The sequence below is a fragment of the Rheinheimera oceanensis genome (genome assembly GCF_018831085.1).
Classification (GTDB): Bacteria; Pseudomonadota; Gammaproteobacteria; order Enterobacterales; family Alteromonadaceae; genus Alishewanella; species Alishewanella oceanensis.
Genome location: NZ_JAGPNM010000001.1, coordinates 632,321 through 645,138, shown reverse-complemented (window position 1 = coordinate 645,138; position 12,818 = coordinate 632,321). Strand labels below are relative to the sequence as shown.

General features: G+C 50.6%; 13 protein-coding genes. 11 read left to right on the top strand and 2 right to left on the bottom strand.

From position 1 onward, the window contains the following. The first annotated feature begins 4 nt into the window (after window positions 1-4). The 3 genes from J3B89_RS03010 to J3B89_RS03000 are packed head-to-tail and all read left to right on the top strand — an operon-like array spanning window position 5 to window position 1,727. Entirely contained in the window at window positions 5-253 is a 249-nt protein-coding gene (locus tag J3B89_RS03010; RefSeq protein ID WP_215396014.1) for a YkoF family thiamine/hydroxymethylpyrimidine-binding protein, read from the top strand. Beyond that, window positions 250-879 carry a nicotinamide riboside transporter PnuC gene (gene pnuC, locus J3B89_RS03005; protein WP_215396013.1) on the top strand — a complete coding sequence of 210 codons (630 nt, stop codon included), beginning with the start codon at window positions 250-252 and terminating at the stop codon, window positions 877-879. The genes J3B89_RS03010 and pnuC overlap by 4 nt, the downstream gene beginning before the upstream one ends. Beyond that, a complete protein-coding gene (locus J3B89_RS03000) occupies window positions 831-1,727 on the top strand; it encodes a phosphotransferase (protein ID WP_215396012.1) in 897 nt (298 codons plus the stop codon). The genes pnuC and J3B89_RS03000 overlap by 49 nt, the downstream gene beginning before the upstream one ends. Here the strand turns inward: J3B89_RS03000 and J3B89_RS02995 are convergent. Beyond that, window positions 1,713-1,895: an excisionase family DNA-binding protein gene (locus tag J3B89_RS02995; protein WP_215396011.1), complete on the bottom strand. Its 183-nt coding sequence runs from the start codon at window positions 1,893-1,895 to the stop codon at window positions 1,713-1,715. The genes J3B89_RS03000 and J3B89_RS02995 overlap by 15 nt on opposite strands. 191 nt (window positions 1,896-2,086) lie before the next feature. Here J3B89_RS02995 and J3B89_RS02990 point away from each other — a divergent pair, with 191 nt between their 5' ends. The 8 genes from J3B89_RS02990 to J3B89_RS02955 all read left to right on the top strand — a co-directional run bounded on the left by J3B89_RS02990 (window position 2,087) and on the right by J3B89_RS02955 (window position 11,041). Further along, window positions 2,087-4,207, top strand: coding sequence for a S9 family peptidase (locus J3B89_RS02990; protein ID WP_215396010.1), 2,121 nt, complete (start codon window positions 2,087-2,089; stop codon window positions 4,205-4,207). Window positions 4,208-4,389: 182 nt separating this feature from the next. Beyond that, window positions 4,390-5,199 (top strand): DUF4198 domain-containing protein, encoded by an 810-nt coding sequence (locus tag J3B89_RS02985; protein WP_215396009.1) that lies wholly within the window; start codon window positions 4,390-4,392, stop codon window positions 5,197-5,199. Window positions 5,200-5,229: 30 nt separating this feature from the next. Next, entirely contained in the window at window positions 5,230-5,844 is a 615-nt protein-coding gene (locus tag J3B89_RS02980) for an EF-hand domain-containing protein (RefSeq protein WP_215396008.1), read from the top strand. A gap of 23 nt (window positions 5,845-5,867) precedes the next feature. Further along, window positions 5,868-8,183, top strand: coding sequence for a TonB-dependent hemoglobin/transferrin/lactoferrin family receptor (locus J3B89_RS02975; RefSeq protein ID WP_215396007.1), 2,316 nt, complete (start codon window positions 5,868-5,870; stop codon window positions 8,181-8,183). A 68-nt stretch (window positions 8,184-8,251) separates the two neighbouring features. Then, entirely contained in the window at window positions 8,252-8,935 is a 684-nt protein-coding gene (locus J3B89_RS02970; RefSeq protein WP_215396006.1) for an energy transducer TonB, read from the top strand. After that, the gene (locus J3B89_RS02965) at window positions 8,935-9,675 is read left to right on the top strand and encodes a MotA/TolQ/ExbB proton channel family protein (RefSeq protein WP_215396005.1); all 741 of its coding nucleotides are present in this window, start codon (window positions 8,935-8,937) and stop codon (window positions 9,673-9,675) included. The genes J3B89_RS02970 and J3B89_RS02965 overlap by 1 nt, the downstream gene beginning before the upstream one ends. Then, window positions 9,676-10,086: an ExbD/TolR family protein gene (locus J3B89_RS02960; RefSeq protein ID WP_215396004.1), complete on the top strand. Its 411-nt coding sequence runs from the start codon at window positions 9,676-9,678 to the stop codon at window positions 10,084-10,086. Window positions 10,087-10,186: 100 nt separating this feature from the next. Next, complete coding sequence (locus J3B89_RS02955; RefSeq protein ID WP_215396003.1) at window positions 10,187-11,041, top strand: DMT family transporter; 855 nt, start codon at window positions 10,187-10,189, stop codon at window positions 11,039-11,041. Window positions 11,042-11,099: 58 nt separating this feature from the next. Here the strand turns inward: J3B89_RS02955 and J3B89_RS02950 are convergent, their stop codons facing one another. Then, window positions 11,100-12,602: a S10 family peptidase gene (locus J3B89_RS02950; protein ID WP_215396002.1), complete on the bottom strand. Its 1,503-nt coding sequence runs from the start codon at window positions 12,600-12,602 to the stop codon at window positions 11,100-11,102. Window positions 12,603-12,818 lie beyond the last annotated feature (216 nt).

Here is a 12,818-nt window from a genome sequence, read left to right as displayed (position 1 = left end):
CATTATGCAATTATCTGTTGAAATCAGTAAGTATCCGTTAGCCGACGATTACATTACGCCGATAAAAGGTTTTATTGCCGAGCTGAATAAATACCCGGGCATAACCGTGCTGACCAACACCATGAGTACCCAGTTATTTGGTGATTATGATGCAGTGATGCAGGCACTGCAGGCCTGCATCAAATGGTCATTTGAGCAGTACGGCAAGGTGGTGTTTGTCGTTAAGTTTATTCACGGTGATTTACGGCCATGAACGAGCTGATCACACAGGCTATGGCGCAGTGGCAGTTGATGCACAGCCTTGAGCTGGCAGCAACGCTGCTGGCGCTGGCTTATGTGATTCTGGCATTAAAACAAAGCCTGTGGTGCTGGCCGGCAGCGCTGTTAAGTACCGTGCTGTTTACCCATGTTATGTGGCAGTCGGCACTGTTATCTGATGCCTTGCTACAGTTGTATTACGCTGCTATGGCGTTATATGGCTGGTGGCGCTGGCAGCAGTTACGTCAAAGTGCTGCGGACCAGCGCGGCCCGGTGTATGAGTGGCCCTGGCAGCGCCATGCGGTGTTAATTGGTATTACTGCCGCGGCCGGAGTGGTGCTGGGGGCCTTTATGGCAAATTATACTCAGGCCGATTTCGCCCATATTGATGCGCAAACCACAGTGTTCAGTGTAATGGCAACCTGGCTGGTAGCACGCAAACTGGTGTCAAACTGGTTGTATTGGGTGGTGATAGACGCCGTATCAATTTTCGTTTATGCACAAAAACATCTGTATTTCCTTACCGGCTTGTTTATGCTGTATACGGTTATCGCTATTGCAGGGTTCTTTATTTGGCGCAGTCATTATCAGCAGCAACCGGCAGTGAGATTGAGCATGTAACCCGCTTATGCCAGCGGCTGGAGTTTTTTGTTGATCAGCCGCCGTTGCAGGTGCGGGCTCTGTCTCATGGCGCCAGTAACCAAAGTTACTATGTAAAAACAGTGCAGGGCGAATACGTGTTGCGCTGTTATCCGGCAGAATCTACCGTATGCCGCCAGCAGGAGCTACGTTGTCAGCATGCCGCCGCTGCCAAAGGGCTGGCCGCTACGCCTCTGTGTTTAAATAACCACTATCAGGTGATGTTAAGCGAATATATCCGCGGCGCCGAGCCGTTCGATTATGCCCGCCATGGCGGTAGCGCTTTGCTATCTGTGTTGGCACAGTTTCATCAGTTACAGGTGCAAACTACCACCCTGGATTATGTAGCCTATTTACCACAACTACTGGCAGCGCTGCCAGCAGATTGCCAAATTAACAAAGCTGTGCTGGCTGAGGTGAAGCAGGCCGCACAGCTGCTTAGCAGCCTGGCGCCTGATTTAGTATTATGTCATCTGGATTTACATCAGGGGAATTTGCTTTGGGCCGCTGATGCATTGTGGTTACTTGATTTTGAGTACAGCCAGCAGGCCGACAGCAGCCTGGATTTAGCCGCCATAAGTTTGCATTTTAACTTAGATAAAACAGCCGAAGCGCAAATGCTGGCAGATTATGCCCGCTTACGGCAACATAGTGAGCTGGCAACATTGTTAGATAAAAAATTGTTAGATAAAAAGCTCCCTGCAGCTAAGCTGCTGTACAGCGGTTTTTGCTGGCTGTGGTATCTGGCGCTGCCAGATTGCCAGACACAGGCAAACTATTGGCAGCAGCAGGTACAAGCTTTAGCGGCTTTAAAGTTACAAACCACCTAAACGTTCAGCCAGCGTTTTATAGCGTTTTACATCCTCTTCATTAAACAAGGGCTTACCTTCGCTGTCTGTCTTAGCAGCAATCAGCAAATTTTCCCGTGCCAATCGCTCTACTCTTGTTGTTTGTACGCCAAGCAGATTTGCAACCTGCTCAACTGTCATTAGTGCCATAACCTGATCCTGTTAATTAGAAAACTTACAAGTAATAGCCTAAAATCAGACGTTTGTGAATAGCCAACAGCTAAAGCCTACATAGCTGAAGACTATGTAACACCCGGTTACACTTTTTTAAACCATCGCTAATAGAGTTGTTTACCGCTGCATGCTAATTTCAGCGGTTAACGGTACAACAGAGCAAAACCATGAAAACCACATTTTATTCATTATTATTTACTGCCCTGATTAACAGCGGCCTGACTCACGCTACCCAGCCTGCCGCACCGGTAGCAGTACAACAACCTTATACTGTTAAATCACCCAATGGCGACCGGCAAGACCCCTTTTACTGGCTGCGTGACGACAGCCGCACCTCGCCAACCGTGCTGGATTACCTGCAGCAGGAAAATGACTACTTTGCAGCCTATGCCAGCAAATATCAGCCGCTTACCAGCAAACTGACAGATGAAATTATCGGCCGTATTAAACAGGACGACAGCTCAGTACCTTACAACAGAGGTGATTACAGCTATTACCGTCGTTTTGAAACCGGCCAGGAATACCCGGTGTTTGCGCGTAAGTCGTTAAAAGACGGCACCGAACAGATTATGCTGGATGTGAACAAACTGGCGCAGGGGAAAAACTTTTATCAGGTAGCTAACTGGCAGGTAAGCCCGGACCAAAACCTGCTGGCCTACATGGAAGACACTAATGGCCGGCGTCAATACACCCTTAAAGTACGTGATTTACGCACCGGCCAGGATTTACCTGATCAGCTTACCGGCTTATCCGGCAGCCTGGCCTGGGCGCAGGATAACAAAACGCTGTACGTAATTAAAAACGACCCGGTAACCCTGCTTAGCACTAAGGTATTGCAACATACGCTGGGTAATGATCCTGCCAGTGCCCGCCAGGTATATGAAGAAAAAGACAACAGCTTTTACATGGGGGTGGGCAATACGCTGGACGACAAGTATGTGATGATTTACTCCAGCAGTACTGTGTCTGGCGAAATACGGGTACAGGATGCCAGCAAGCCCCAAAGCGAGTTTAAAGTTATCGCTCCGCGCCAGCGTGATTTTCAGTATACGGCCGAGCATCTTAATGGCCGCTGGATTATTAATACCGACTGGGATGCACCTAATTTCCGCTTAATGACAGTAGAAACCGCTAAGCTGGGTGATCGCAACAACTGGCAACCGCTGGTCGCGCATGATGAGAAAGTATTTATTGATGGCTTTGAAGCGTTTGACAATTATCTGGCTATCAGCGAGCGTAGCGATGGTTTGCGGCGTATTAAAGTAATGCCATGGAACACTCCCGATAAAGCCTTTTATGTCGCATCAGATGAAGCGGCCTACGTTGCCACCTTTGAAACCAACCCGGAGCAAAACACCGACTGGTTACGCTACACCTATACATCATTGACCACACCGCAAAGTGTGTATCAGCTGAATATGAAAACCGGTGAAAAACAGCTGCTAAAAGAAACCGAAGTACTGGGTGGGTTTGATAAAAACAACTATGCCACTGAGCGCGTATGGGCCACCGCCGCCGATGGCGTAAAAATACCGGTGTCTTTATTGTATAAAAAAGGCTTTAAAGCCGACGGCACTGCACCCTTGTACCAATATGCTTATGGCTCTTATGGCAGCTCGTCTGATCCGTCATTCCGCTCTACCGTATTTTCGTTGGTTGACCGGGGTTTTGTTTATGCTATTGCTCATATCCGTGGTGGCCAGGAAATGGGCCGCCACTGGTATGAAGATGGCAAACTGCTGAAAAAAATTAATACCTTTACCGATTACATCGCGGTAACCGATTATCTGGTAGCCAATAAATACGCCGCCAAAGATAAAGTATTTGGTATGGGCGGCAGTGCCGGTGGCTTGCTGATGGGCGCAGTAGCAAACATGGCGCCGGAAAAATACCGGGCACTGATAGCGCATGTGCCTTTTGTTGATGTGGTTACCACTATGCTGGATGAAAGCATTCCGCTTACCACCAACGAGTTTGACGAGTGGGGCAACCCAAAGCAAAAAGTTTATTACGATTATATGCTGTCTTATTCGCCCTATGATCAGCTAAGCAAGCAGGCTTACCCGGCACTGCTGGTCACCACCGGCTTGCATGATTCTCAGGTGCAGTATTTTGAACCGGCCAAATGGGTCGCTAAATTGCGCACGCTTAAAACCGACAACCAGCCATTATTGTTTAAAACCAACATGGAGGCCGGCCACGGCGGTAAATCTGGTCGCTTTTCACGCTTAGCCGAGTACGCGCAGGAGTATGCCTTTATTCTTAACCTGCTGGGACAAACCGAATAAGCTGCTACAACACCTTACCAAGCCGGGTTCTATAGCCCGGCTTTTTTCTGCCCGCATGTTTATTGTTTTGCTATTGTCGTTAAGTTATCCAAATAAGATCAATTATCATTTGCAAATGATTCTCAGTTAGATTAAAGTGCGGCTCGCAAGTTAATAAGAATTATTATCATTAAGGGGCCGTTATGTCGTTGCCACTTAACCGGGCTATTTTTGTTGCTGGGCTATTGTCTGCCAGCATTGCCGCGCCTTTTGTAGTACAAGCCCATGTGCCGTATTTACAGCCCAACAGTTTTGAGCCGATCCGCGGTGGTTGGGTAAGCCTGGATGCCGCCTTCGCCGACCGTTTTTTTATTCCCGAAGTAGCTTTTGATAACAGCCAGTTCAGTGTACTGACACCGGCTGGCACGTCAGTTAAACCGGCTCTGGTGCAGTACAGCCATACCCGCACCACGGCAGAGCACCGGTTAACCGACGACGGCACTTACCGCTTTAGCACCGGCCTGCGTTACGGCGCGGTATTTCATACTTACGAGCAAGATGGTGAACGGAAAAACAGCCGTGATGAAAACTTCACATTACCGGCCGGGGCTAAATCTATTGCGCATTTTCAGGCGGTAACCCGGGCTGAAACCTATGTCAGCAAAGGCGCCCCAAGCCATAACGCATTAAAACCCGGTGGCGAGGCACTGGAGCTGGAGTTTCTCAGCCACCCTAATGATCTTTATACCGACAGCACCCTACGGGCCCGCGTACTGTTTAACGGCAAGCCGCTGGCACAACAGACGGTAAATGCGTACTTCGTGGAAGCCGGTGCCAATGACGAAAAAATCACGCAGCAACTGACAACTGATGCCGCCGGTATTATCAGCTTTAAACCCGAAAAAGCCGGTACTTATTTATTGCTAAGCCGCTATCGCGCTGATGCTCCGGCCAGCGCCAAAGTGCCGCAATACAGTTACAGCTACAGTGTTGTGCTGGAAGTTACCCAATAGCGCCCACCCGTTACAGCAGGAGTTTTACCGATGAACAAACAACATTTATATACCACCTTATTTCTGGCGCTAAGCAGTGCCTACCTGAGTGCCTGCAGCAATACGATGGCCTCCGATTTGCCGCGTTTAAACGAGGCGCAGCAAAAACAACTGGCTAGCGAGCGTGCCGGCCACTTGCGCCAGACTCATGTGCGCTTTAATGCGCTGGATAAAGACGAAGATGGCTATATCAGCCGCGCTGAATTTAACCGCTCCGGCGATTTAGCTTTTGAGCGGATGGATACCAATAAAGACGGCGTGTTATCTGCTGCCGATCCTAAACCGGAGCCGCGTGGCGAAGACACGCGATCAGAGCAAACGCGTGCAGAGCAAAGCCGCCAACAGCAAGCACAGCGCACTGAACAGCCCCGGCGCGAGCGCCTGTTAAAAATGCCAACCACCCATTCTGTTGAAGGCATGCTGGCGATGTACGACAGCAACAAAGATGGCGTAATCAGCCGCGAAGAATATGCCAAAGGCCGTGCTGCACAGTTTGCGGCTACCGATGCCAATGGCGATGGCCAGCTGAGTTACGACGAATACGTTGCAGAATTTGCCGCCCGGCTGGACAAACAAATAAGCCAGACCGGCAAAAAAGCAGACTAAGCCGCATTCAGGAGAACAGTAACATGGTTATGCAGTACACTTTATTAGCGCTGGCAGTAACGGGCGCCTTTACCGGCCAGGCACTGGCGGATAACACTGCGCCAGAGCTGGATACCGTATCGGTAACCGCACAGGCCCCGGCACAAACTCAGGCTAACAGCAAACAAACCGAGCAACTCAGCGCACAGCAGCTGCAACAGCAACAAGCGCAAAATATTGCTGATGCGGTGCGCTTTGTGCCTGGTGTTACCACTACCGACATGGGGCGTTTTGGTAGTAATGGCTTTAATATCCGTGGTTTAGATGGCGACAGGGTAGCCATTACTGTAGATGGTTTGTCGCTGGGTGAAACGCTGGACCCGCCCACTTTTGTTGCTTATGAGTTTTTCCGCTCCGCCAGAGGCGGAGTCGATATCGACGCACTAAAGCAAATTGAAATTGTAAAAGGGGCTGATGCTATCGCCGCCGGCAGCGGCGCTTTAGGTGGGGCGGTATTGTTTGTTACCAAAGATCCGGCCGACTATTTAACTGCAGAAGGTGATGACAGCCATATTGGCTTGTCTGCCGGTTTTAGCGGCTCAAATGACGAAACCTCATTCAGCGGCACTGTGGCTAATCGCAGCGGCAAGCTGGAATCTTTATTGGTGTATACCCGCCGTGATGGTAGTGAAACTGAAACTGCCCGCTCTGGTGAAAATATCAGCGGTGCCGGGCGCATTATTGCCGATCCGCTGGATTACAGTAGCAATAATATTCTGGCCAAATTGCAATATCAGCTAACGGATAGCCAGCGCCTGGGCTGGACCGGCGAATACTTTAAACAAAAAAGCGAGCTGGACAACCAATCCAGGCTGGACAGCACTTATTTATCCCGCTTTGGTGACGATGAAATTGAACGCAAACGCTTTGGCCTGCAATATGAGTGGCTGGCCGCTCAGGCCTTTGCCGACAGCGTAAATGCCACGCTGGATTATCAGTCAAATTACACTCATGGTTTAACCACCATGCTCACCACAGGCTGCAGTGGTGCAGTAAATGGTGAAGTATCGCCTTGCCTGCGCAGTGAAGATCGTGATTTTAAGCAGCAACAACTGAAACTGGCTGTGGCACTGGATAAGGAACTGTTTAGCAATACTGTGCACCAGCAGTGGCTGTATGGTGGTTCAGCTGAGCGGCGCAAGGTGGAATATTCTGCTGTTGACCGCCGTTATATCGGCCAGACAGATGAGCTGGCCAGCCCACCGGTAATTGATCCGGATCAGGTGCCCAAAACCGATGTTACCGCACTTAGCCTGTATGCCCGTGATGTGATCAAGTTTGATCCACGCTGGACTTTACGTATCGGCGGCCGCTTTGATTCGCTAAAGTACAGCCCTGAGTTAGATGAGCAGTTTAGTGATGACAGCCAAACCGTAGGCGACGTCGATTTCACCGCTTTTACCTGGCAAACTAACCTGACCTACCAGATAACCCCGGCGCATCAGGTATGGGTTCAGGCCGGGCGTGGTTTTAGGGCGCCAACCGTAGCAGAAATGTATTCCCCCACCTCGCTGATCAGCCGTACTGAACAAGCAACGGGTGTTATTGTAGACGACTTATGGAGCAGTATCGCTAACCCGGATTTAAAGGCCGAGCGTAGCCTGAATCTGGAAACCGGTTACCGTTATCAAACCGACAATCTGTTACTTGGCGTATCGCTGTTTAAAGATCAGTACAGCGATATGATTGACACTGTTACCCGGATACAAAACCCCGATGTGGTGTACGAAACCTGTAGCCGTGGTGTTTGCACAGAATCGCAGGGTAACCAGTACAACACCATTGATAATATTGGCGAAACAGATGTAAAAGGTGTGGAGTTGGAAGCCGCCTGGCGCATTAGCCGCGCTTTTAGCTCACGTTTGGCTTATTCGTATAACGAGGGTGAGAAAGAAAACGGTGACCCGCTACGCAGCATTAACCCGGCTTCAGCAGTGCTGGGCTTTCGCTACGACGGAGCTAACTGGAATGTTACTGCGAACCTAACCCACAGTGCGGCTAAAAAAGCCAAAGACGCCTATGACTCAACAGAAAGCTCTTTTGAAGCAAAGCCTTACCTGACCGACAGCTACACCGTGGTTGATCTGATGGCGACACTGGACCTGACACCAAACTGGCAGCTGAGAGCCGGCATTTATAACCTGTTCGACGAAGAATACTACCAATGGCAAAGGGTGCGTTTTGTTACCAACTGGGTAGGCAGTGGCGCACGAGGTGGTGTTCTGGCTGACGGTACCGGCCTGCAGCGTTACAGCGAACCTGGCCGTTATGCCAAACTGGCCATTAGTTATAGTTTCTGATGTTTTCTCCCGCCGCTATGCAACCGCTGGCGCAAAGCCTTCCCCCTGCTGTTAAAGCAGGGGGCTTTTTGTTTACGCTGGTTGCCGTATTTAGTGCGCATTTATTACCACTGGCCTGGTATCTGGCAGCACAGCAAAACAGTGTAACAGTAAAGCCGCCGGTATTAACCGGGGTATTGCTATCACAGCCGGCATCGCAGCAAACTGCCGGGCCACCACCAGAGCAAAAGCCTGTGGCTACAGCAGAAACGCAACCGGTAGTAAAACAAGAAATTAAGCCTGCAGTTAAACCGGCAGCTAAGCGTGAGCTAAAGCAAACTCAGGCAGATAAAAAGCCAGCTAAAGCGGCAGAACAGGCACCGCTAACAAAAGCCGCCGAAATAAAAGCCATAGCACAGCCGGTTACTGAGCCAGCTAACCCATCCGCAAAGCAAGACCACGCTGCTAAAGCCGTGCCGGTTTCTGCACCGGTGTTAAATGCTACAGCGCACTACAACGCGCCGCCGGTATACCCGCAGTTATCGCGCAAACTGCGTGAGCAGGGCACAGTGGTGCTGGAACTTACCGTGCTGGTTAACGGCACCGTAGCCGATGTTATCGTGCTGCAAAGCAGCGGCTACCCAAGATTAGATCAGGCTGCGCTCAGCGCCGTGCAGCACTGGCGTTATCAGGCGGCGCGCCGTGGCGAAACCGCCATAGATTACCGCTACCGCCAGCGGGTAGCATTTTCCTTAACCGAAGGAGTTAACTGATGACACAACTAACAGACAACCCTTATGGTTTAGCTGCGCTTTGGGCGCAGGGCGACTGGGTAATAAAAGGCGTGGCGTTGTTGCTGCTGCTAATGTCGGTTGCCAGTTGGAGCGTGATTATCTGGCGCAGCCTGATGCTGTGGCGCCTGCGCCCGGCCAATACTGCCTCGCGTGATTTCTGGCATGCGCAAAGCTTTGCCCAGGGCCTGCAGTTACTACAACCGCACAACAGTGCCAGCCCATACCGTATGCTGGCCGAAGAAGGCCAGGCGGCGGTTGATCATCACAGCCTGCACAAAGCCGATTTACACGGCCAGCTAAGTTTAAACGACTGGCTAAGCGCCTGTTTGCGCAATGCTATTGACGACAACGTCCAGCAACTACAGCGTGGCCTGCCGGTGCTGGCATCGGTAGGCTCAACCGCACCCTTTATTGGCTTGTTTGGCACAGTATGGGGCATTTACCATGCGCTGGTTAGCATAGGGGTATCCGGCCAGGCCGGTATTGATAAAGTAGCCGGCCCGGTAGGTGAGGCATTAATTATGACTGCCGTTGGTCTGGCGGTGGCCATACCGGCAGTGCTGGGCTACAACGCACTGCAACGGGCCAATAAAGGTGTGATTACCCGGCTTAACCGTTTTGCCCATCAACTACATGCGTATTTTCTTACCGGCGCGGCGCCTAAAGCCAGTGTCAGTGTGTTAACCACTAAACAGGCCAGTAACGGGGAGAGTGCATAAATGGCTTTCGCCGCAGACTCACAGGATGATGAAATCATCAGCGAAATTAATATGACACCCCTGGTGGATGTGATGCTGGTACTGCTGATTATTTTTATGATCACCATGCCGGTGCTTACTCAGACTGTACTGGTAGAGTTGCCTCAGGCCAGTGCAACACCCGCTACCACACAGCCCGACAGCATTGCCATCAGTATACTGCGCGACGGCAGCGTGCAGTGGAATAGCGAAGCGGTAACGGCAGAGCAACTGCAACATAAGCTGGCACAAATAGCGCAGTTACCCCAGCAACCACCGCTGCAGCTAATGGCCGATAAAGCCGTGGAGTACCGGCATGTGCTTAACGTAATGGCGTTGGCACAGCAGTTGAGCATTACGCAGTTGGGTTTTGTTACTGAGCCGATACATTAACTCTGGCGCTATATTCCTTAACTACAACTTTTGTCGCGATATTATCGGGTCGGTTTTAGTGCTAGCCTGCTGCAAATCCTGCTGTTTTATAGGTTGTACTATGCCCTACACCCGCGTTGTGCTGTTAACCCTGCTGGCGCTTATCGCCTTTGCCGGTAACTCGCTGCTGTGCCGTGCGGCACTGGCGCATACCCAGATAGATGCTGCCAGTTTTACCGCTATAAGGCTGGTATCCGGTGCTGTGGTGTTATGGGCTTTGGTAGCATTGCGCCGGGCTGAACACAGCGGCCGTGGTAACTGGCTATCAGCGCTGGCGCTGTTTGTTTATGCTGCCGGGTTTTCGTTTGCTTATATTCAGCTGAACACCGGTATAGGCGCACTGATCCTGTTCGGAGCAGTGCAAACCAGCATGATAGCTTGCGGCCTGTGGCGCGGTGAACGCTTTAGTTTGTTGCAGTGGCTGGGTTTGCTGCTGGCTTGCTCGGGGCTTATTGGTTTGTTACTGCCGGGGCTGTCGGCACCGCCGCTGTCAGGGGCTTTGCTGATGTTAGCTGCCGGTGTGGCCTGGGGCGTGTACTCGCTGCGTGGCAAAGGTGCAGGCGATCCGCTTGCGGTAACCAGCGGTAACTTTATCCGCGCCGTGCCGATGGCGCTGCTGCTAAGTGTGTTGTTAATAAAGCAGGCGTCGTTAGACAGTGCCGGGGTAGGGTATGCGCTGCTATCCGGGGTTTTAACCTCTGGTATTGGTTATGCCATCTGGTATACCGCTTTACCGTTACTAAAAGCTACAACTGCTGCCACGGCGCAGTTAAGTGTACCGCTGCTGGCAGCACTGGGTGGTGTATTGCTATTGCAGGAGCCGCTAACACTGCGTTTGTTGCTGGCTTCGCTGGCTATTTTGGGCGGTATTGCATTGGTGGTGTTAGCTGCAAACCGTACTAAGTTATCGCGTTAGCTTTAAAGCAAAATCCCCGCCGGAGCAGGGATTTGTCTGACAGTGTTTTGCTGCCGTATCAGTATTTGGCGGCTACACCTTCGGCCGGCAAAGCACCCAGGATAAACTCACGCAGGTCGTCGTTCGACTTTTTCAAATCTTCATAACGCAGATACATCATATGGCCGCTGCGGTAGCCTTTAAAACTCAGGCGATGTTTCATTTTACCGCTTGGGTCCAGCTGCCACATATTGTACTTGCCATCAAAATAGTTAGTGGCGCCGTCAAAGTAGCCAGACTGCGTCATGACTTTAAGATAGGGGTTCTGTGCCATGGCCTGGCGCAGGTTTTCACCGGTGTTGTCGTCAGATCTGTCCCACGGGTGTACCGGGCCGAACATATTGTATTTAATGTCGGTTTTGTATTTCAGATCGTTGCGCAGGTAGTGGTTAATGGCCGGGGTAAACGAGTGCAGCCAGGATGTTAGCTCGGCGTTGTAGTCCGGTTTGTCACCGGCGTCGCGTTTATCAATGCCTAAATAGCGTGAATCCAGCCGGCCGACGGTTTGGCCGCGATCGCGCAGCAGCTCTTTCCAGAAATAGCTGGTAGGAATATCCAGGTTATTTTGCAGCACCGCCTGCAGTGATAAACCCGAATAGCTGGCTACCTGCTGGGCTATGCGTTGTTTTTCGTCGTTACTTATAGCATTACCTTTAGCCAGTGCCGGCAGGTATTGGTTTAGCGTAAAGTCTTCTACTTCCGGCAAAATGTCGTATAAATCTTTTTGCTGCAGGTCGCTGTTAAGCTTTTTGTGGTACCAGGCAGTGGCCGCGAAGTACGGCAGGCGGTTGGCGGCTTTAACCGGGCCGGCACGCTCTATGCCTAAGTCGGTAGGTGATACCAGTACCACACCGTTTAAATACATCCACTGCTGGTTTTGCAGTGCCAGCGCCAGGCCTGATACCCGGGTAGTGCCGTAACTTTCGCCAATTAAAAACTTTGGTGATTGCCAGCGCTCAGTGCGGGTAACAAAAGTATTAATCCACTCGGCCAGGTACTTCACGTCGGCATTAACACCAAAGAACATTTTTTGTTGCTGATCTTTTGATGGCATTTTACCGTCTTTACCCGGTAATACGCGTGAGTAACCGGTATTTACCGGGTTAACAAATACAATGTCGGCAACATCAAGTACAGAATACGGGTTGGTTTTTACGCCATACGGCTGCACCGGGTAACCTTCTTCATCAATAATCAGTGCTTTAGGGCCGGTATAGGCAATGTGCATCCATACTGAGGCAGAGCCGGGGCCGCCGTTAAATGATATTAACAGCGGTCGCTTGCTGCGATCTTTAATATCGCTGCGCTGATAATAAGTATAAAACAAGGTGGCGGTAGGTACGCCGTCTTCATCCCACACCGGCTGGGTGCCGGTAGTAGCGGTATAGCTAAAGCGTTTGCCGTTAACTTCGGTTTTATGTTCTGTGGTTACACTGTTGTCAATTTCAATCTGGCGCTCAGTTGCCAGCACCACAGTGCTGCATAGCAGCAGTAACAGCGCAATAGGTTGGAACAGTTTCATCGGACCCCCGGATTATTATTATAGGTAAGTAATACCACTCTCTGTTTACCGTAAAATGCCCGACAATTCAAAAGGCTTGAGACAAGCACCCTGAAATCCGGCTTAAGCTTTAATGTGCTAATTAAACGTTAAGCTAAACGAGTTAATAATACGAATGGTTATCAGTATTATGTTATTGATTATAAACATAATTTTGCGTAAAGAGGTATTTTGGTC

Coding starts and splice junctions, on each gene's coding strand:
- pnuC (WP_215396013.1), top strand. CDS start 250: ATGAACGAGCTGATCACACAGGCTATGGCGCAGTGGCAGTTGATGCAC.
- J3B89_RS02995 (WP_215396011.1), bottom strand. CDS start 1,895: ATGGCACTAATGACAGTTGAGCAGGTTGCAAATCTGCTTGGCGTACAA.
- J3B89_RS02990 (WP_215396010.1), top strand. CDS start 2,087: ATGAAAACCACATTTTATTCATTATTATTTACTGCCCTGATTAACAGC.
- J3B89_RS02955 (WP_215396003.1), top strand. CDS start 10,187: ATGCCCTACACCCGCGTTGTGCTGTTAACCCTGCTGGCGCTTATCGCC.
- J3B89_RS02975 (WP_215396007.1), top strand. CDS start 5,868: ATGGTTATGCAGTACACTTTATTAGCGCTGGCAGTAACGGGCGCCTTT.
- J3B89_RS02985 (WP_215396009.1), top strand. CDS start 4,390: ATGTCGTTGCCACTTAACCGGGCTATTTTTGTTGCTGGGCTATTGTCT.
- J3B89_RS02980 (WP_215396008.1), top strand. CDS start 5,230: ATGAACAAACAACATTTATATACCACCTTATTTCTGGCGCTAAGCAGT.
- J3B89_RS02960 (WP_215396004.1), top strand. CDS start 9,676: ATGGCTTTCGCCGCAGACTCACAGGATGATGAAATCATCAGCGAAATT.
- J3B89_RS02965 (WP_215396005.1), top strand. CDS start 8,935: ATGACACAACTAACAGACAACCCTTATGGTTTAGCTGCGCTTTGGGCG.
- J3B89_RS03010 (WP_215396014.1), top strand. CDS start 5: ATGCAATTATCTGTTGAAATCAGTAAGTATCCGTTAGCCGACGATTAC.
- J3B89_RS02950 (WP_215396002.1), bottom strand. CDS start 12,602: ATGAAACTGTTCCAACCTATTGCGCTGTTACTGCTGCTATGCAGCACT.